This window comes from Nocardia sp., assembly GCF_025465275.1.
In the GTDB taxonomy this organism is placed as follows: domain Bacteria; phylum Actinomycetota; class Actinomycetes; order Mycobacteriales; family Mycobacteriaceae; genus Nocardia.
The window spans coordinates 1-18,714 of the sequence record NZ_JAODNK010000004.1 but is presented as its reverse complement, the minus strand read 5'-3'; the positions used below and the strand labels follow the sequence as shown (position 1 = coordinate 18,714).

Annotated in this window: 19 protein-coding genes and 3 pseudogenes; 13 read left to right on the top strand and 9 right to left on the bottom strand. The window is 64.1% G+C overall.

Translation table 11 applies throughout. From position 1 onward, the window contains the following. Positions 1 to 5 precede the first annotated feature (5 nt). Positions 6 to 662, top strand: a complete 657-nt coding sequence (locus tag JWN03_RS01220) for a hypothetical protein (protein ID WP_297608341.1) — start codon at positions 6 to 8, stop codon at positions 660 to 662. Next, the gene (locus JWN03_RS01215; RefSeq protein WP_297608338.1) at positions 663 to 1,127 is read left to right on the top strand and encodes a hypothetical protein; all 465 of its coding nucleotides are present in this window, start codon (positions 663 to 665) and stop codon (positions 1,125 to 1,127) included. A 10-nt stretch (positions 1,128 to 1,137) separates the two neighbouring features. Here JWN03_RS01215 and JWN03_RS01210 read toward each other — a convergent pair whose 3' ends face one another. Beyond that, positions 1,138 to 1,797 carry a TetR/AcrR family transcriptional regulator gene (locus tag JWN03_RS01210; RefSeq protein WP_297608335.1) on the bottom strand — a complete coding sequence of 220 codons (660 nt, stop codon included), beginning with the start codon at positions 1,795 to 1,797 and terminating at the stop codon, positions 1,138 to 1,140. Positions 1,798 to 1,921: 124 nt separating this feature from the next. Between JWN03_RS01210 and JWN03_RS01205 the strand changes: the two genes are divergently transcribed. From JWN03_RS01205 to JWN03_RS01190, 4 genes are all read left to right on the top strand, one after another. Continuing rightward, positions 1,922 to 2,830 (top strand): cutinase family protein, encoded by a 909-nt coding sequence (locus JWN03_RS01205; RefSeq protein WP_297608333.1) that lies wholly within the window; start codon positions 1,922 to 1,924, stop codon positions 2,828 to 2,830. 45 nt (positions 2,831 to 2,875) lie between these two features. Beyond that, positions 2,876 to 3,640 (top strand): IclR family transcriptional regulator, encoded by a 765-nt coding sequence (locus JWN03_RS01200; protein ID WP_297608330.1) that lies wholly within the window; start codon positions 2,876 to 2,878, stop codon positions 3,638 to 3,640. A 204-nt stretch (positions 3,641 to 3,844) separates the two neighbouring features. Continuing rightward, entirely contained in the window at positions 3,845 to 4,513 is a 669-nt protein-coding gene (locus tag JWN03_RS01195) for an MspA family porin (protein WP_297608328.1), read from the top strand. Between the two features lie 51 nt (positions 4,514 to 4,564). After that, positions 4,565 to 5,248, top strand: coding sequence for an MspA family porin (locus tag JWN03_RS01190; RefSeq protein ID WP_297608325.1), 684 nt, complete (start codon positions 4,565 to 4,567; stop codon positions 5,246 to 5,248). A 155-nt stretch (positions 5,249 to 5,403) separates the two neighbouring features. Here the strand turns inward: JWN03_RS01190 and JWN03_RS01185 are convergent, their stop codons facing one another. Continuing rightward, positions 5,404 to 6,096 carry a TetR/AcrR family transcriptional regulator gene (locus tag JWN03_RS01185; RefSeq protein WP_297608322.1) on the bottom strand — a complete coding sequence of 231 codons (693 nt, stop codon included), beginning with the start codon at positions 6,094 to 6,096 and terminating at the stop codon, positions 5,404 to 5,406. A 98-nt stretch (positions 6,097 to 6,194) separates the two neighbouring features. Beyond that, positions 6,195 to 6,782, bottom strand: coding sequence for a TetR/AcrR family transcriptional regulator (locus tag JWN03_RS01180; RefSeq protein ID WP_297608320.1), 588 nt, complete (start codon positions 6,780 to 6,782; stop codon positions 6,195 to 6,197). A 160-nt stretch (positions 6,783 to 6,942) separates the two neighbouring features. On the opposite strand from JWN03_RS01180, the gene JWN03_RS01175 reads away from it, so the two are divergent. The 3 genes and pseudogenes from JWN03_RS01175 (at position 6,943) to JWN03_RS01165 (ending at position 8,784) form a co-directional block, all read left to right on the top strand. Next, entirely contained in the window at positions 6,943 to 8,091 is a 1,149-nt protein-coding gene (locus JWN03_RS01175; RefSeq protein ID WP_297608318.1) for an NAD(P)H-dependent amine dehydrogenase family protein, read from the top strand. Positions 8,092 to 8,383: 292 nt separating this feature from the next. After that, positions 8,384 to 8,623 (top strand): annotated as a pseudogene (locus tag JWN03_RS01170) (IS701 family transposase); the annotation flags it as partial. Further along, on the top strand, positions 8,620 to 8,784 hold the full coding sequence (locus JWN03_RS01165; RefSeq protein WP_297608315.1) for a hypothetical protein: 165 nt from the start codon (positions 8,620 to 8,622) through the stop codon (positions 8,782 to 8,784). The pseudogene JWN03_RS01170 and the gene JWN03_RS01165, both read left to right, overlap by 4 nt. A gap of 604 nt (positions 8,785 to 9,388) precedes the next feature. Here the strand turns inward: JWN03_RS01165 and JWN03_RS01160 are convergent. The 3 genes from JWN03_RS01160 to JWN03_RS01150 form a co-directional block, all read right to left on the bottom strand. Then, positions 9,389 to 9,628, bottom strand: a complete 240-nt coding sequence (locus JWN03_RS01160; protein ID WP_297608312.1) for a hypothetical protein — start codon at positions 9,626 to 9,628, stop codon at positions 9,389 to 9,391. 107 nt (positions 9,629 to 9,735) lie between these two features. Further along, complete coding sequence (locus JWN03_RS01155) at positions 9,736 to 11,487, bottom strand: 1-acyl-sn-glycerol-3-phosphate acyltransferase (protein WP_297608309.1); 1,752 nt, start codon at positions 11,485 to 11,487, stop codon at positions 9,736 to 9,738. 1 nt (position 11,488) lies between these two features. Continuing rightward, positions 11,489 to 12,982, bottom strand: coding sequence for an HAD-IB family hydrolase (locus tag JWN03_RS01150; RefSeq protein ID WP_297608306.1), 1,494 nt, complete (start codon positions 12,980 to 12,982; stop codon positions 11,489 to 11,491). Positions 12,983 to 13,142: 160 nt separating this feature from the next. Between JWN03_RS01150 and JWN03_RS01145 the strand changes: the two genes are divergently transcribed. Then, positions 13,143 to 14,159, top strand: coding sequence for an NAD(P)H-dependent glycerol-3-phosphate dehydrogenase (locus JWN03_RS01145; protein WP_297608303.1), 1,017 nt, complete (start codon positions 13,143 to 13,145; stop codon positions 14,157 to 14,159). Positions 14,160 to 14,331: 172 nt separating this feature from the next. Continuing rightward, positions 14,332 to 15,738, top strand: a complete 1,407-nt coding sequence (locus JWN03_RS01140) for a wax ester/triacylglycerol synthase domain-containing protein (protein ID WP_366914355.1) — start codon at positions 14,332 to 14,334, stop codon at positions 15,736 to 15,738. Between the two features lie 15 nt (positions 15,739 to 15,753). On the opposite strand, the gene JWN03_RS01135 is transcribed toward JWN03_RS01140, so the two are convergent. Next, positions 15,754 to 16,308 carry a TetR/AcrR family transcriptional regulator gene (locus JWN03_RS01135; RefSeq protein WP_297608301.1) on the bottom strand — a complete coding sequence of 185 codons (555 nt, stop codon included), beginning with the start codon at positions 16,306 to 16,308 and terminating at the stop codon, positions 15,754 to 15,756. A gap of 248 nt (positions 16,309 to 16,556) precedes the next feature. Here JWN03_RS01135 and JWN03_RS01130 point away from each other — a divergent pair, with 248 nt between their 5' ends. Together JWN03_RS01130 and JWN03_RS01125 are read left to right on the top strand one after the other, a co-directional pair. Then, positions 16,557 to 17,351, top strand: a complete 795-nt coding sequence (locus JWN03_RS01130) for an enoyl-CoA hydratase-related protein (protein WP_297608298.1) — start codon at positions 16,557 to 16,559, stop codon at positions 17,349 to 17,351. Positions 17,352 to 17,353: 2 nt separating this feature from the next. Continuing rightward, on the top strand, positions 17,354 to 18,250 hold the full coding sequence (locus tag JWN03_RS01125; RefSeq protein WP_297608295.1) for an SDR family oxidoreductase: 897 nt from the start codon (positions 17,354 to 17,356) through the stop codon (positions 18,248 to 18,250). A 170-nt stretch (positions 18,251 to 18,420) separates the two neighbouring features. On the opposite strand, the pseudogene JWN03_RS01120 reads toward JWN03_RS01125, so the two are convergent. Next, positions 18,421 to 18,573, bottom strand: a pseudogene (locus tag JWN03_RS01120) (NAD(P)(+) transhydrogenase (Re/Si-specific) subunit beta); the annotation flags it as partial. Next, a pseudogene (locus JWN03_RS01115) lies at positions 18,524 to 18,714 on the bottom strand (NAD(P)(+) transhydrogenase (Re/Si-specific) subunit alpha); the annotation flags it as partial. The pseudogenes JWN03_RS01120 and JWN03_RS01115, both read right to left, overlap by 50 nt.

Genomic DNA, 18,714 nt, shown 5'->3' with positions numbered 1-18,714 from the left:
AAACGATGAAAACCGATATCGAGCCCGAAGCCGCAGTCGGCGAATCCGAAGAATCCGTAAGGCCCGCAATCGAATCCGATTCGGGTAAGAGCGTGAGCTCGGGCAGGAAGAAGGGGAAGGCCGAGCCCGCCCGCCGGGGCATCTCGATCTCGATGCCGATGTCCACCCTCGTGGCGAGCGCGGTTGCGGTCGTCATGGTGGTCGCTGCGGGGGTGCTGGGTGGATTCCTGTGGTCGGCACGAGATGACCTGTCGCACAGGGACGTCCGCACTGCCGACGACAGCCACGCCGAACAGGTCGCCACGAAGTATGCCGTTGGTGCCGCGACGATCAGATTCGACGATCTGAACAGCTGGATCGGGCAGCTCAAGGCCGGCACCAGTCCGCAGCTGGCCAATAAGTTCGATATCACCGGGCCGAAACTCGAGGAGATTCTCACGCCGCTGAAGTGGACCTCCACCGCGTCCCCGATCGCGGCCAGGGTCTCGTCGGTGAACGGTGCGATCTACAAGGTGGATGTCTTCGTCAATGTGTCCTCGACCAATGCGCAGAATCCGCAGGGCGCACAGACGACGGTGACCTACAACATCACCCTCGACAAGTCCGCGTCATGGCAGATCACCGATGTCGGCGGCGTCAACTCCGCGCTGCCGGTGAAGTAGATGAAAACCGGTGAGCCGGACGGGTCGCGACCCGATATCGGCACCACCGGGGGATCGGACATCGGCTCCACCCGCCCTGTTACCCCGGCCCCGATGCCCCGATCCACTATTGTCGCGCTCTCCGTCGCCACCATCATGTTCGTGGTGGCGACGGTGAGCGCCGAATTGCTCTGGACCGCGCGTCAGGACCTTGCTCAGCGCGCCGCCCGCGCGGCCGATGTGACCCACGCCGAGCAGGTGGCGACGCACTACGCGGTCGGTGCCGCCATCATCCGCTTCGAGAGGGCTTCCGCCATTTCCCCGCTTGCGGCGCAGGTCGTCTCGGTGAACGGCGGAATCTTCAAGGTCGAGGTGTTTGTGAATGTCTCATCCACCGCGGTGACCTACGACATCACGATCGATAAGGATGCGGGCTGGCGGATCACCGACGTCGGCGGGGTCAATGCCTTCCTACTGGTGAAGTGAGTGGGCTGTGTCAGGTGTGCGGCGTCGGTCGAAGCCCGTCTATCAGGAGGTCGGCGACCGCGTGGGCGTGTTCCTCGAGGCGGTCGGGTTGCAGCCGGGCAGAACCGAAGAGCCGGTCGGTGAGGGCGTTACCGCTGTACATCGCGCCTACCCCGGACGTGATGAGGTAGTAGAGGCTCTCGATCGGAACGGCGCGCAGTTCGTTGCGCTCTACCGCACGCGTGTAGAGCGGGAGGATTCTGTCCGCGGTGGGGCGAGCGTAGTTGTCGCACAGATAGTTCAGTCGATCGCTGGGGGCCGACGATTCGATATTGACGAGGCGGTGCAGGTCGGGATTCCGGGCTGAGAACAGTGCGAAGGTGAACAGGAACGCGTGCAGCCGGTCCCTGTCGGAGCCATCGGCCGTGACGATGTCGTCCAGTCGTTCGACCAGCCCGCCGAATCCCCAGTCGACGCAGGCGAACCACATGCCGGCCTTCGAACCGTAGCGCTGGTGCAGCAGGTTGTGGCTGACGCCGAGTTCGCGCGCGAGGGTGCGCAGGGAGACCCCGGCGTATCCATACGCCGCGAATGCGTGCAGAGCCCCGGCCAGCACGGTGTCCTCGGAGGCCGGGGATCGACCGCGGAGCGGCCGTCCCGGTCCTCTGGTTCGCGCAGGTGTTTCGGTCACATCCGCATCGTATCGATGCCGGGTGTGGTTGCGGTCGTCACTAAGCCTAGAAAATGGACAACTGTACAATTATCGTGGGTGGAGTTGGTCTGACCATCTCTACGCGGAGTTGAACTGGAGCGCGATGTCGGTGAAGAAGTTGATTGCGGTAGCGGCCGTGACGGCGTTGTCGGGCTTGTCCGGCGTTGCGCTGGGGAGCGGGAGCGGGAGCGCGGCCGCGGACCCGGGCTGCCCCGCGCTGTATGTGGTGGCGATTCCCGGAACGTGGGAGACGGGTAAGGACAAGCACGCGGACGGGCCGGGCATGCTGACCGGTGTCACTGACGGCCTGCCCGGCTCGGCGGAGGTCGCCTACGTCGACTACCCGGCCACCGCTCTGCCCTGGGAGGGCGACATTTACGGTGCGTCGCAGAAGCAGGCGGTGGAGAACGCGCGTGCCATGGTCGGCGCGATGGCGCAGCGCTGCGGCGGGACCCGCATCGCACTCCTCGGCTACAGCCAGGGTGCGGATGCCGCGGGTGATCTCGCTTCCGAGATTGCTACCGGGCAGGGTGTCGTGGCGCCGGATCGGATCGCCGGTGTCGGCCTGATCTCCGACCCGAGCCGCTCGCCCAGCGATATCCAGGTAGGGCCGCCTGTCGGCGGGACCGGCGCGAAGGGGCCCCGGGTGGGTGGCTTCGGCTATGTCAGCGACCGGGTCCGCACCATCTGCGCGCAAGGGGACCTGTATTGCTCCGCCGACGATCAGGACTATGTCATGCGGTTCGCCGGCTACCTCGCCCAGTTGGACGGCGATCCGGCCCAAGCGTCGCGTTATGAGCTCGAGGCCGCGTCGACCATCGCCGACGTAGAAGCGCACGGCGGAATCGCGGCCGTGCAGTCGCAGTTCGGCAACGACTCGAGCAATGAGCGTGCTCGGCAGCTGGCCACGTTCTACGCGACCGGGACCCACGAATCCTATGGCGCCTACCAGGTGGGCGGCGGCCAGACCGCGATCAGCTGGATGCATAACTGGATCGCTGGTATGGCGTGAGCCGGTCAGGCCCTGCTGGGGCTGGAGCGAAAGGCGGTGCGCGCCATGGGCCGAACGGCAACCGGTGAGTCGGTGCTGTCGCGTGCGGTACGAATCCTCGAGACTTTCACGCCCGAGGAGCCGATCCTGCAGGTATCCCAGATAGCGGCCCGGAGCGGCCTCCATCGGGCGACGGCCTCTCGGTTGATAGCCGAACTGGTCGAGCACGGGTTACTCACCCGTGAGGCCGACCGCCGGTTGCGGATCGGTGTTCGCGTATGGGAATTGGGGCTGCGGGCATCGGTGGCGCAGAGCCTGCGGGAGGTGTCGCTGCCGTACATGAGGAGCGCGCACTCGGTGATCGGTCACCAAGTCCAGCTCGGTATTCGCGACAGGGACGATGTGATCTGGCTGGAACGGTTGTCCGCTCTCGGGGCGGTGACCGATGCCACCCGCGTCGGCGGTCGCGCGCCACTGCCGGTGTCGTCGGCCGGACTCGTGCTGCTCGCATTCGGGCCGCGGGAACTCCAGGAACGTGTGCTGGCCGAGCGGTCGTCTCCTTTCGGCCCGAAGACTGTGGCCGAGTCGAATCAACTGCGCCGGTCGGTGGCGGAGGTCCGGAAACGGGGTTTCGCATGGCGCCGCGGTGACACCCGGGAGGAAACCTGCAGCGTCGCCGTCCCGGTCCGTAATGCCGAAGGCACCGTCGTGGCCGCGCTCGCGGCACTCTTCCCGAGCGATGAGGAACGCAAATTGGTCGCCGCCCGGGTATTGCTGACAGCGGCCCGCGGTATTACCAGCGCGCCGCGCCGGCGTCCCGTCGATTATTGAGCCGAAGTAGCTCGTCGCTATCTTGTGGCTCGCTTCACAATAATAGTGACTCATTCATTGAGACTGCGGTCAGGTATTTCATAGGCGTCACTTAACCTATTGTTCTGTGCCGGGCGTAATAAATACGTTATATCAGGCTCGGCACACCTGTTATTCGTCTCGGCTGCCGCCGAACGTCTCAATGAAATTCAGTGAGGACACGCGATGAGGATTGTCAGGAGTGTTGGCCGGATTCGGATGTATCGGGCCGCCGGTGCCGCGATTGCCGCAGTGGCGCTGGCGGGATTCGCTGCTCCCGGTGCGGCGAATGCGGACGCCTTCGCGTCATTGCCGAACGGCCACTCGGAGGGTCAGGGTGCGACGATCGACAGCGTCGGTGAGCATGTGGTGGTGTCGCCCTCGCTGGCGAGCAACGGGGCCGGCCGCAATGCATGGGTTTCCGGCCGGGTCACCGCGGATGTGGTGGCCCCGCATCGGAGCGTCGGCCCGAACAACGGCCCGCAGAACAGCCCTGGCACCAACGACTCTTCGACGCACGGCGTTTCGGCGTTGACGGTCGGATACGAGGTGGGCTGCCAGGTCGCGCTGGGAAGCTCGTCCCCGGGGGTGTCCGCGTCACTGAGCTCGGCTCCGAGTATTTCGGCGTCGGCGTCGCTGCCGCTGTCGCTCTCGCCGGGCGAGGTGAAATGGGTTCGATTCGACCAGATCGATATTCCGGACAGTGGTGTCTATCACCTTGATTACGACGATCAGGAGATCTCGATTCAGGGGTGCGGCGGCTATGCGCAGGCGCGTCAATTCGCCGTGGTGGAGATCGTCGGTGCGGATTACTCCAAGACGACTCTGTACGGTCAACCTTTCAGTATCGGTTGATTCTCATTCATTCTCCATTCATCGCGGCGTAAGAAATTTCGAGGAATCATCATGAACAGTGCTCGTACGAGCATCGCCGGAATCGGCGTTATCGCTTGCGTCACACTCGGGGTATTGGCGGCCGCACCGGCGAATGCGGACACCTTCGTGCCGCTGCCGGGCGGCGATATCACCCAGACGTTGGAGGACGGCACTGCTGTGCATGTCACCCTGACCGGAGAGTCCGCCAAGATCAATCCGTCGCTGGGCGACACTCCGCTACACCGCAATGTCTGGACCAGCGGCCACGGCGAGGTGGACCTGTCCGGAGGCGGCGCCGACGATCCATCGACCTATACCAAGCTGCAGCCCGGTTACGTGGTCGGATGCCAGGTAGACCTGAAGGGTGTCACCTCGGGGGATAGTGCAGGCGTCTCCGCCAGCAATCTGAGCGCCAGTTCGCCGACGGTGTCGGGTACGGCCGGTGCCTCGGCCGGCGTGACGGTCGCGGCCGGACAGGCCAAGTCCCTCTACATCCTGGATCTGGAATCGCCGGACGATTACGGCAACGAGTCCCACAGTTCGCGAAACAAAGTGGTCGGAACCCATTCCAGCATCAACTGGAAGGACGAAACCTTCGCGGTCGATGGGTGCGGCGGTTACGCCCAGGCCCGCTCGTTCGTGCGGGTCATGGTTCACACGCCCACGACGGTCGGCTACGTGACCCTGTGGGGCGAGCCGTTCAGCATCGGCTGAGAACCTCGCCGGGGCGGCGAAACATCCTGTCGGGCAACGCGGCCCGGTACAACGGTTCGGGTAGGGACACCCGTGAAAAGGAAGGAGGCGCGCACGTCGTCCCCGGAAGTCGATACTTCCGGGGACGACGTCGTTTCAGGCCATCGGTCGTCGGGTCATTTCGCCACTGCGATCGGAGCGGCGGCGAAGTAGCCCGCGATCGGTGCGTCGAAATCGAGGTGAATACCGTTGGCGTGCGCGGTGGTCTGGATCAGTGCCCGTGCGTTCTGCTCGACTTTGTCGATGATGCGGGACATGTCGGCACCGTCGGCGCCGCCGTGGATCAGCCACCAGTGGCCGGCGCTCATGATGCTGCCGACCAGCATGTAGGCGGTGAGGTCGACATCGGTGTCGGTGCCGCCGAGGGCCTTCACAATGGTGCGCAGCACGGCCGCGAGGTCCATGGCCGGGGTCGTGACCCGGTTGATGCCTTCGCTGGCGAACTCGGTGGATTCCGACATGGTGAGCATGACGAACCGGAAGATGTTGGGGTGCTCGTCGGCCAATTCCAGATAGGTGGCGATGCCCGAGTGCAGGAAGGTCCCCAGGGTCGCGCCGGTCTCGGTGGGGCCGTTCGCAATACGTTCGGTGAGCGTGTCGCGCACACGATCACCGATGGCGTTGGCCAACTCGGACTTGTCGGCAAAGAATCGGTAGAGGGTCGGCTTCGGGATCTTCGCCTCCGCGGCGATCTCGCGCATGCTGACCTGGGGGCCGGTGACATCGATGGCGCGCATGGCCGATTCGACGAGGCTCCTGCGGACTTGCGCTCGATGGGTGACCCAGCGTTCGGTCCGGGCATCAGCCACGCGTCCGCTCCTCTCGTGTTCCGGAATCGGCGCCCGAGTCCGCCTTTCCGACGTCACTTCGACGAGCGGCTCGGTCCGCAGCCCATCAGTATCCGATACTAGCGGTCGCACCCTGCCGCCGGAGCGCCCGCGGGCGCCAGCAATGCGGGCACGAGAAATTGCGTAATGAGGTCCCGCTCCATCTCGGGGGTCCCGGCCGGCACGGTCAGCAGTGAGATGACGGCGCGGATTGCCCACTGCACCTTCAGATCCAGGCGGTCGCCGGCGCTGTCGGCGAGGAAGGCCTTGCCGAAAGTGCTGATGACGGAAGAGGTTTGCGCGAGCTCGGCGGCCAATGTGCCGTCGCCGAGTTCGAACCATGCCGCCACTGTCGGTGTGGCGCGTACTGATTCGACGGCGGTGGTGATCGCGATGGTCAATCGCTCGTGTGGATCCGGCGCCCGCGCGGTGCGTTCCCCGATCAGCGCGGCGATGCGGTGGGTCTCGCGGTGCACGAAGGCCAGCAACAGGGCGTGCCGGTTCTCGAAGTATCGGTACAGCGTGGGCCGTGAGCACCCGGCGGCCCGCGCGATGTCGTTCATTCCGACGGAGTCGACGGTGTGCTGGGTGAACAGTTCGGCGGCCGCGTCGAGGATCGCCTCGGCCGCGAGCTCGGATCTGCGGTGCGCCAGCCAGTCTCGTGTCACGCCCGACCTCTCTGATGCGGCAATTCGGTATTGACAACTCCTCGGTACCGATTCTAGCTTGAAACACACAAGGCAGTTAGTCTTGAATAGTTAACACTTCTGCCGATCTGTATCACTCTGTCTCGGAGCGGGCGGCATACCGGTGTCGTTAGGAGGCGCGATGATCAAGGTGGCGGTATGGGGGCCCGGGTCGATGGGCTTGCCCGCGTTGCGAGCAGTGATCGATCATCCCGAGCTGGAGCTGGTGGGCCTGGTCGTGCACAGCGAGGCCAAGGCGGGCCGGGATGCCGGTGCGCTGTGCGGCATCCCGGATACCGGCGTGCTCGCGACCCGCGGCGCGGCGACGATCCTGACCGGTGACGCCGACGTCATCGTCTACTCGGCGGCCGCGAACCTGCGCCCCGCCGAAGCGATCGCCGATATGGCGGCGGCATTGCGCGCCGGCAAGGATGTGGTGTCGTGTTCGGTTGTGCCCCTGGTCTTTCCGGCCGCCGTAGCCGGGGCGCTCACCGACGACCTCACCGCGGCCTGCGCAGCCGGTGGCACCTCGTTCTTCAACACCGGTATCGATCCAGGCTTCGCCAACGACATCCTGCCGCTGGTGCTGACCGGACTCTCGCGCAGTATCGAATCGATCCGCGTGACCGAGATGTTCAACTACGGTACCTACCCGGACGTCGGGGCCGTCTACGAGATCCTCGGATTCGGCAAACCGCCTGAGTACCAGGCCTTCGCGGCCACGCCGGGTGTGTTCACCTTCGGTTGGGGACCGGTATTGCATCAGCTCGCAGCCGGTCTCGGCGCCGAGATCGATCACATCGACGAGCAGGTCGAACGCATCGCGACGGAGTTCGCTTTCGACACCCTGACCGGAACTGTCGAGGCCGGGACGATCGCCGCCATGCGCTCGACCTTGACCGCCTACATCGGTGGCGCCCCCAGGCTGGTCGTCGACCACGTCAGTAGAATGCACGACGACCTGGCCCCGCACTGGCCCCAGCCCCAAATATCCATCACCCCACACGATTTCGGCTACCCCGGAATCAGTGGTCGCGGCACCTACCGGGTGGAGATCGAGGGTTCACCCACGATGCGATGCGAGTTGGAAATGGCCGAACGCCATGACCATGACCTCGGCGCCCGCGTCGCCGGAGCCACCCGCATGGTCAACGCCATACCCGCCGTACACCGCGCCGCGCCCGGACTCCTCTCGGCTCTCGACTTGCCCTTGGTGACGGGCGTGGGACTGCTGCGAGCGGACTACGGCCCGTCACCCGACAGTCGGACGTGCGGTGGGGCGACGCATTGACGAGACCCCGGCGGTTCCTGCCGTTGGATCCTTGATCTAGGTGGCCTCCAGCGCGTTGGTGTGGTGGCTCATCCAGTGACCTCCCGCGGCCAGTCCGATGGCCTGTGGATGCCGGACATATCTGGCAGCAGCGGATCCAGCAACACCAGATCCGACGACCACCATTCGGTGAAGATCGGGCGGTTGGCCACCTGACCATCACGGATCTTCGAGCCGATGACCGGCCGCAGAGCATACCGTGAGCACGACTTTCCGGCGCGTCGTCGCTGCGAATTCGAACGCGTTGCCGCAGTGTGCAAATGGCCCGGCCACCGCCCGCCTGGTGGATCTGGCCTGGATAGCAGGATCGCGCTGGCACGTGGAAGAAGCGTTCCAGCAGGCCAAAAGCGAAGCTGGGCTCGATCACTACCAGGTCCGCACTTGGCGAGCCTGGTGCGGGCACATCACCTTGTCGATGCTCGCGCTGGCCTGGCTGGCCGCATCGAAAAGCGTTGCCGCAAAGGGGGACTCGCCGACCCCGGCGAAGACATGATCGCCCTCGCGTTACCGGAGATCCGCCGCCTGCTCATCGCGTTCGTGCTCACCCGCCACCACCCCGCCGACCACACCTGGGCCTGGTCCCGCTGGCGACGCCGCCGACAACACCAAGCCCGCCTATCGCACTACCGCCGCCGCGGACACCCACTCACCTGAATGTCGGTGCAGTACTAGGCCGCGCGGCACTCGATCGTGTTCTGAAGGAAGTTTGATCCACGCTGTGCCGGGTGCACCCATCTGCTTGCGGGTTCAGGCGGTCACCTCAGCCTGCGGATCGCACCGGAGCGCCGAGGTGCGAGTCCTGCTCCGGAAACGGATACGGCCGGCTTAGGCGATCAGTGCGGAACAATACGAATCGTGAGCGATCACCTGCGCGAGGGCCAGGTTCGTTGCAACTACACGGGGCGGAAGGTGGTGTCAGGCAACAGCATCGCTGAGTGCAGGGACGGTGTCGAGATCGTCACCCGATGCCCGCGGGCACCCGCGCGGTCTATGTGGACGGCAGCGCCGCATGTGTCCGGATCGAACCGTTGGACTGAATGTCGGCACACACTCATGCCGCTGGGCACGCTGACCGAACTGGCCACTGTTCCTGGCACGTTGCCCGCACTCGGTCGCCCATAGCCGCGTGCGGGTCGCAACGGGTCAGACTATGAGCGAGTTACTCCGCGGGTGGTGTGTCGGCGGGTTCTGCCGGGTCGGGCTGATCCAATGAGAGACCCACTCCGTTGGAACCGGTGCCGCGGTGCAGGCACAGCAGTTAATCGCTGTTGCTGTCGCGGACCAGTGCCGTTCCGTGACCGCTGTTGTTATTGGAGTTGAAGCGGATGTACGGACTCCAACTCGATCCGTTGTATCTGGTCCACCGCAGGTACTGGTTGCCGGATCCGAGTGCCGCGCAATACAACTCGTTCTGGTAGACGGCCAGCCCGACGCCCATCTCAGTCCGCTTCTCGTACAGGCGGGTGTTGCTGTGCCAGGTGTTGCCGTTGAATCGCATGTGCCACGGGTCCCGCTCCAGGAATCGAACATCGTGCTGGAACGCAACGTCTATTATATACCCCGGCGAGCTGAACCTCCTCCGGTTGAAGTGCCGATGTAGCAGTGCTAATGCGCTCGCCCGGCAAGGACTTCGATGGACTGCAGGACCTTGTCGAGTTCGGCAACGAGTTGACGGCGCCGGTCAGTGACTTCGGCATCGCCCGCGGTATTCGATAGCAGGCCGCGATGCCGTGCCAATTTCAGGGCTGTACCGAACATCTCCTGGGTTACTGACTCCTCGCTGGCGATTCTGTGCTGCAGTGTCCATTGCTTGCCTAAACGCAAGCAGCTGTCGAGAAATTGGTCTTCGTCGAATCCTTCGCCGCCAGGCGCACAGGTCAATTCGTGCGCGACTATCCGGTACGCGTCGAGGAACGGGCGTAGGACCAGATGTGCGACCAATGGGGTGCTGTCGGCAAGCCACGTCTCGGCGTCGTCTTTTTGTATCTCGGTCAGCCGGTGCTCGCTGTCGCCGGCCATTATGGCGATTTCATCCCACAGTTCGCCGGCGAACTCGGCGCGTCCCGCGAAAAAGAAGTCGAACTTCAACAGTTCGCGGAGCGCCAGTGCCTCGCTCCATCCAGTCCGATTGTCACCGTTGGGTGTTCGGACAATGGCTAGCAGCGAGAGTTCGGCGATGGCTCGCACGAGGAGTACGTGGACCGCGCTGTTCCGGTAGACCGCAGCGACGAGGTGCTGGTTGTCGCAGACCACCCACACGGCGATCGGACCACCGTCGTAGCAGGTCAAGACGCCGGAGTCGACGAGGGCGTGGAGGGTTTCCTCGACGGTGCCGCGGTCGGTCAGGTCGGCGCCGCCGGCCACCGGCCAGCCGCGCGCGGCGAGGTAGCCTGCGAGGGGGGCCACCGTGGCGCAGACTTCGTCGAGGGTGAGGCCGCGGTCTGCGCCCAGCATTGCGACACACACTGCCGCGGTGGCGGATACAGGTGTTGTCCGGTTGATCCGGTGGCAGATGTCCAGCGCCAGGCGTTCGACCACTTGCCGGTCGTCCATGCCCTCCGCGCGCAGTGCCAGGAGCCGGTCGTGCACCGGGATCGGGGTGCCGAAGTCGAGATAGATTCGGCCGAGACGTTTCTTCAGGCCGCGTGCGTATCCGATGAGCCAACGCAGGTTCTCGGGTTGCTTGCTGGAACCGCGGGATTCGGATGACATCAGTTCGACCTCGTGCAGCGGCAATTGGTCGTACATGATCGACACCGGGATGACGAGAGCGTTTGTTGCCTGCGCGGATTCGATCGCATCGGTGACGTATCGCAGCAGTCCGTATCGTGGCGGGCGGAGTTTGCCGGTCCGGGTTCGTCCGCCCTCGATCGACCAGACGAGATTGTGCCCACCGGTGACCATGCGGCCGACGATCGCTCGCAGCGCGAGCCGATAAACCGGCATATCGCCAGAGGCGCGACGCACATGGACGATGCCATTGCGGCGCGCCAGCGTACCGAGCGGGAAGAAGTCGAGATTGGCGCCCGCCATTCCGAAGCAAGGTGAGATGCCCTCACGAATGAGTGTGGGCGGTAGCGCGAACTCGTCCAGGTATGACCGATGTGAGAGCAGGAAGATCAGCGTGTTCTTCTCGTCCAGTTCTCGCAGTTCGGCCATTTGCGTCGGATCGGTGATGATGTCGTAGCCGCGGACCAACCACGCGGCGAAGCGACTCCAGGCTCGAAAGACGACCGGATCGTGCCGGGCGGCCATTTCCCCCACATACTCGTTCGCTTCTGCTCGCACGGAGGCGGCGTCTCGCCCGAGTTGCTGCGCCAATTGTGTTGTCGCGGTATCGAACTGTTCGGGGTTCATGTCAGTCACCCACTCCCGGCGCGTCGGCGATCGCCTTGGACCACTCGTCTCCAGCCCGCGTGCCAGGCCAGTCGTCGAGGGTGTCGATATAGAGCTGGCGCATTCGCGGTAGCCATCTGTCGATATCGGCGCGTGTCCATCCGGCCGTCGGAACGGGTTCGTGGACAACGACTTCGATGATCCCTTCGCGCGCTGTATTGGCATTGCGCCACATGATCTCACCGGCATTGCGAATCACGATCGGCACGATCGGCACCCCGGCATCGACGGCAAGGTGGAATCCACCCTTCTTGAACTTGCCGATCTTCGGGCTCATCGATCGAGTACCTTCCGGCGCCATGGCGATCGAAACTCCGGAGCGCAATTTTTCGGTAGCCGATTGCAAGGCGGAGATGGCCTTTGAAGTGCTCGAGCGATCCAAGAACGCGACATCAGCGAGATCGAACATCTGACCGATGACCGGCATCTGTCGTACTTCGGACTTAGCGACCACCGTGTATCCGCGCCGGAGAATTCGGGCGGTGACCAAGGCGTCGATCAGTGTGCTCTGGTGGTTGATGAAGAATACCGCCGGTCGTTGCGACCACACTCGATCTTCGCCGGTCACCACGACGTTGATATTGCCCAACCACCCGGCGATGTCACCGAAGAGCGACGTTGCCAGATCGACGCCGATACGGCGGTTGGAGGTCAGCACTCCGGCAACCACGCCGACTCCGGCCGTCGCGAACAAGCTGCCGAACATTGCCGCGGTGCGAATGATCGGGAATGGGTCGAGGATCCCCGGTCCGGTCGCGAAAGTTAGTTGTGGCCAACCCTTCTCGTCCGCATGCCGAGCCAAACTCGGCTGTGGGTTGACGGTATGGGGGTGCCCGACGTTCGACAGAAGCGGGATGTCCTCGTTTCCGTTGGCATAGCCATAGCAGGCATCGAGCGCGATGCCGTGCTGATCCGTGAACGCGCGTAGCGCCGCGGCTTTCCCGCCACCCCAGAGCGGGCGACCGGCGATCCGGCCGGTGATGATGCCCCCCGCGCTCTCCAACTCCGTGCAGAGGATGTGCTCGATGCCCAATTCCCTTGCCATCGGCGCGACTTGGAGGCGAGTGGCCGACGAAGCGATGACAACGGTGTGTCCGCGATTCTGGTGGGCGCGGACCAGACGCCAGGCGTCGTGGAAGAGTGCACCGCCGATCTCACCGGCGAAGAGCTGCTCGCCGAGCTCGAGTAGATCGTCCTCGGTTCGCCCGGCCCACCCGCGAATGCCGCGCTCCATCAGGTCGGTGAAGCCGGCTTCGTCCGGTGTGCCCCGCAGCCCCGCAATCACTGTCCGGACCAGCTCATCGGGTCCGATCTGGAAATTTCGGGCACGATGGCCGTAAAGTGCAGTGGCCGAATAGCCCTCAATCAGCGTCCCGTCGAAGTCGAAGATCGCCGCAACAGCGGGACCGGATGGACCGGATTTGATGCTCGCGACCACATCATCGACTGAATTCATGCCGTGACTCCTTGTCTGCCAAGGGAATTGGTTGAGCCCGCGCCGATGGGGGTCACGTTATGCGTGAACGGTATCACGAAAATACTTTGCCTTCCTACTATTTGACGTCCAACCGATTGCGGTATTGTTCAGCCATGCATCGGGTAATCGGGGCGTTGCGATGAGACGCAGGCAGCCGCGGGTGGCGGTCCTCGGGGCAGGTTCGTGGGGAACGGCCGTGGCTGCAATCCTTGCCCGCAGCGCGCCGACGGTGCTGTGGGCGCGTTCGGCCGAGGTGTGTGTCGACGTCAACACTCGATCTCGAAACAGTCGATACGTGGGAGACCTTGCACTGCCACATAATCTGAGATCGACGACCTTGCTCGAAGAGGCGGTCGCCGAGGCGGATGTGATCGTGGTCGGGGTTCCCTCCCACGGATTCCGGCAGGCGCTCGAGTCGGCCGCACCGTTTGTTCGACCTTGGGTTCCGATTGTCAGCTTGGTCAAGGGGCTCGAGCAGGATACCGATCTGCGGATGACGGAAATCGTCGGTGAACTGCTGCCTGGGCATCCGGCAGGCGTGCTCGCCGGTCCCAATATCGCCCGGGAAATCCTCGCGGGGTATGCGGCGGCGGCCACCATCGCGATGCCTGACTCGACAGCCGCCGCGCAACTCGCCGAGCTTTTCGGCACGTCGAGGTACCGCGTCTACTCGAGTACCGATGTTGTGGGCGTGGAGCTTTGCGGCGCATTGAAGAATGTCTTCGCCATCGCCGCAGGCATGGGAGACGGCGCGGGCGCGGGCGCCAATACGAAGGCAATGGTGATCACGCGTGCGCTGCGCGAGATGAGCAGGCTGGGCGAAGCGCTCGGTGGTGATCCTATGACCTTCGGCGGACTGGCAGGAAATGGCGATCTCATCGTCACCTGCATAAGCCCGCACAGTCGCAATCGCCAGGTGGGTGAGGCGCTCGGTCGCGGTCTGACGATTGACCAGGTGCTTGCCACCATGTCCCAGGTTGCCGAAGGTGTCCGGGCCGCGGCTGTCGTGCGGCGGATGGCCGAGAAGGAAGGCATCGAGATGCCGATCGCGGTCGAGGTCGACCAGGTGATCAACCACGGCGCGACGGCCGCGGCAGCCTACCGGGGGCTGCTGCAGACCGCGCCCGGGCACGAGATGCACGGGACCGGTTGGTGATCACGGAATACGTTGCCGCACAAGGCGACAAGAAAAACAATCTCGCCGAGACCGCCTTCTACACTTCGGCGCTACCGCCCGTCGGCTGCTCGGGATCGAGGCCGCCCCGGGGCGCGATATCGACGATCTCGGAACTGACAATGCAGATGCGACCAAACGAACGGATGATTCTATGCCGACTATGCACGATGCCCTCTCATCGTGGGGCGGACCACCGGACTTGAGTGCCTGGGAGGCGCTCATGTGGCGGGCCGAAGGTGACCATCGCACCCGGTCGACCGGTGTCGTCGTAGAATTGCTCGATTCCGAACCAGACTGGGAGCGAATGGTTCTCGCGCACAAACGGCTGACCCAGCGCATTCCGCGCCTGCGGGAGCGGATCGTGGAGCCTTTGATGCCGCTGGTCTCACCCGCATGGTCACCTGACCTGGATTTCGACCTGGATTGTCATCTGCAGCATGTCCACGCACCACGCGGGGGATCGCTCGAGGAGGTGTACGGACTCGCTGCCGCGTTCGCCGGGCGGCCGCTGGATCCGAACCGGCCACCTTGGGAGGCACTGCTTATCGGCGGTCTGGCCGATGGCCGGGCGGCCTATCTGCTCAAGCTGCACCACAGCCTGTGTGACGGTCTCGGAATGCTGCAGCTGCTGGATCTCACGCATGGACACAGTGCCGATCCCAGGGAATTCGACGGTGAGCCGGATCCTGCGCCGCGCCGTGTCGAGACATCAGCGGGCTTGCTCGTCAATCGGTTGGTCGCCCAAATCGCCGCTGCCCCAGCAGATCTGGTGCGACTTTCAGCCGATGTTATCGGCCGGTCCATGGCCGATCCGATCGGCGTCGCCACCGGTGCTGTTCGTTTCGGGACCTCGTTGTTTCGTGTCCTGACGCCGCCGCCCGCGCAGCGCTCACCGGTGCTGCGCGATGGCGGAACCAGCTATCGGCTCCTGACACACAACGTGCCACTGGACACGCTCCGGGCGGCGGGCAAGGCCGCCGGGGGATCGGTCAACGACGCGTTCCTGGCTGCGCTTCTCGGCACGTTCCGCCGCTATCACGAACACGCGGGCGCCTTTGTCGAGCATATTCCGATGGCGATTCCCATCAGCTTGCGGACTGATCGTGATCCCCTGGGGGGCAATAAGTTTGCTGGCGCCCGGTTCGCCGGTCCTGTTGGTGAACCCGATCCGCGCGCACGCATCGCGATGATCCGCGAGGTCATCACACAAGCGCGCGCCGAGCCCGCGATCGGATTTCTCGACCTGCTCGCTCCGGTGCTGAGCCGACTGCCGGGAATGGTGCTGACCGAACTCAGTAGTGAAATGACGGGTGGATCAGACCTACAGGCCTCCAATCTGGGTGGGATCGGCAGGACGCTCTATGTTGCCGGTGCCAGGGTTTCCCATATTTATCCGATCGGGCCGCGGCCCGGGGTGGCAGCCATGGTTACCGTGGTGTCTTACGAGGGAACCTGTTGTGTCGGAGTGAATCTCGATCCCGATGCGATCACGGACGTGCCCGCGTTCGGGGCTTGCCTTCGTGCCGGATTCGACGAAGTACTGGACTTGGCTGAGTAGTACCGGGCGTTGCTGTCAGTGCCGCCGATAGGAGTCGACTACGTCGGAGGCACTTCGAACCATCGCATCGGCGAGCTCGGGTGTTCGGCTCGTCTTGGCCGGCCAGTAGGCGATGGAGAAGATCATCCCGAGGCACGTCTGCGTGGCCACGGAGATCTCCCAGGGTTGCGCCTGCGGCAGGCAGCGCCGGAGGGTCTCTTCCCAGCTTTCGACGTATCGGAGGCGACGCCGGTTCACCCGCCGCCGCCACGGATCGGCCAGTGAACGGTCCTCGCGCTGTGTCACGTTGACGAGGTGGCGATTCCGGATCGCGAACTCGACATGATGCCGGACCAGCCGTTGGAAGTCTTGATCCGGATCGTCGTCACGGACCTCGGTTGCGCGGATCAACTCGTCCATGGCTTCGTCGAACAGCGTGGCCAGGATCTCGTCCTTCCCGGCGAAATGGCGGTAGATGGCGGGCCCGCTGAGGCCTGCCCGAGCGCCGAGTTGGTCGACGCTGGTGCCGTGGAACCCTTTTTCGTAGAAGAGTTCGGCTGCTGCCTCGAGAATTCTCTGATCTCTTTCCACTGGAAGAATCTAGCATCGTGTTAACGATCGTTATCGTCCCGCCCAGTGGCGGAATCGCTCCAGATGCGCGGTTCAACCTGCTGCTACAACGGATGTTCGCGGGACGATTCGATCTGCGCTGCACTCTTGAAAACGATCGTTCACTGACCTACATTTGTCATACGGTCGGACCAAACCGGCTCGAGGTTACTGCTCGCGGTCAACGAGGATCGCTGGAGTGCTTGCCCAAGGAAGGATCAGTACCGTCAATGAGTGACTTCACCGATGTGACATACGAGGTCGAGAACGGACTCGCCTGGATCACCATCAACCGGCAGGAGCGATACAACTCGTTCCGTGCCCGCACAGTGGACGAGTTGGTCAAGAGCTTCAAAAAGGCATGGGCGAGCGACGAGGTCGGCGTCATCGTCCTCACCGGCTCCGGGGAGAAGGCATTCTGCACCGGCGGTGACCAGAAGCAGCGCATGGAGACCGGCGACTACGGTCCGTCCGACAGCGGCTTGTTCGAGGTCGACGCGCTGCACCGGGTGATTCGCGATGTACCCAAGCCGGTCATCGCCGCGGTGAACGGCTTCGCGATCGGCGGTGGCCATGTGCTGCACCTGCTCTGCGATCTGTCGATCGCCTCGGACACCTCGATCTTCGGGCAGAACGGTCCGCGTGTCGGCTCGTTCGATGCAGGCTTCGGTACCGGATACCTCGCGCGGGTCATCGGCGAGAAGCGCGCGCGGGAGATCTGGTTCCTGTGCCGCAGGTACAGCGCCCAGCAGGCCGAGGCTTGGGGTCTGGTCAACAAGGTCGTGGCCGCCGATCAGTTGCGCGCCGAGGCGCGCGCCTGGGCAGACGAGATCCTGCAACTGTCGCCGACCGCGCTCAAGGTGCTCAAGCAGTCGTTCAATACCGACTCCGAGCACTTCGCGGCGATCGGTCAGATGGCCTACTCGAGCCTGAAGATGTTCGGCGACTCGGCGGAGGCCAAGGAGGGGATCACCGCCTTCAACGAGAAGCGCAAGCCCGATTTCTCGGCGTACCGGGGCAATTGATGATGGCTACCTCCCCATTTTCCTCGGATGCTCTGGCGGGCAAACGGATCCTGATCACCGGTGGTGGTCCCGGTTTGGGCCGCGGCTTGGCTGGTCATTTGGTGGAACTCGGCGCCGAGGTGCATCTGTGGGGCCGACGGCCCGCAGTGCTCGAGGATGCTGCGCTCGAGGCGTCGAGGTCTCGCCCCGGCTCAGTGCACTGGCAGGCAGTGGACGTCCGTCAGGCCGACCTCGTCGACACTGCGATAGGGGAGATCTGGTCCGGTCACGGTCCGTTGACCGGTGTGGTGAACAACGCCGCTGCCAATTTCATCGCTCCGACGGAATCATTGAGCCATAGGGCTTTCGAGGCCGTGACGGGCACCGTTATGGGTGGTTCGTTCAATACAACGCATGCGGCCGGTCGCCGATGGATCGAGGGCGGCACGCGGGGCGTGGTGCTGTCCACCCTCACCACCTGGGTGTGGACCGGATCGGCGTTCGTTGTGCCGTCGGCGATGGCGAAGGCGGCGGTGCACGCAATGACCATGTCGCTGGCGGTGGAATGGGCGCGATACGGCATCAGGTTGAATGCCATTGCCTCCGGACCTATTCCGACAGATTACGCCTGGGAGATGTTGAACCCCAGTGAGAAGAGCTCTGTCGGCGCAACCCAGGCCGACCAGATCCCGATGGGGCGGATGGGCACGATCGAGGAGCTGTCGAACCTCACCGCGTTCCTATTGTCGGATGCGTGTGACTACCTGACCGGACAGACGATCGCCATGGACGGCGGTCAAATGCTGGCGGGCCCTGGAACTTTCGCCGGTCTGACGTCAATGTCGCCGAAGGATTGGGCGGATGCGCGCGAGCGGAGCAAAGCCGCTAGCGCCGTAAGTAAGGCGCAGCGAGGCGTCTGATCGACACTCGCTGCACCACCGGGCGGGTCTTGGGTGACAACCCAGGGCCCGCCTTCTTGCTGTTCTATTGAACCTTCTTGCTGTGCTATTGACATTGCCCTAGAGACAATTCGGCCCGCTGACCGATTCGGGCAGCGGGCAGGTTGGGTGATGGAGGTGTGCCTAGAGCGTTTCAGTTCCTCGGTGACCGCACTGACGGACTTCTTGGCATCACCGAACAGCATGGAGGTGGTGTCGGCGTAGAACAGCGGGTTGTCGATACCGGCGAAGCCGGAGTTCATCGAGCGCTTGAGCACGATGACCGACTTGGCCTGATCCACGTGCTTGAACCCCGGCCTCCTTCAGCGCGCCGATCTTGGTGTCGGCATTGCGCGGTGCGAGGAAGCCGATCAGTGTCTGCCCGCTCGAAAGCTTGGCGATCTCGGCGTCATTGGGCGGCGCCACCTTGACGACGACGTCCGTGT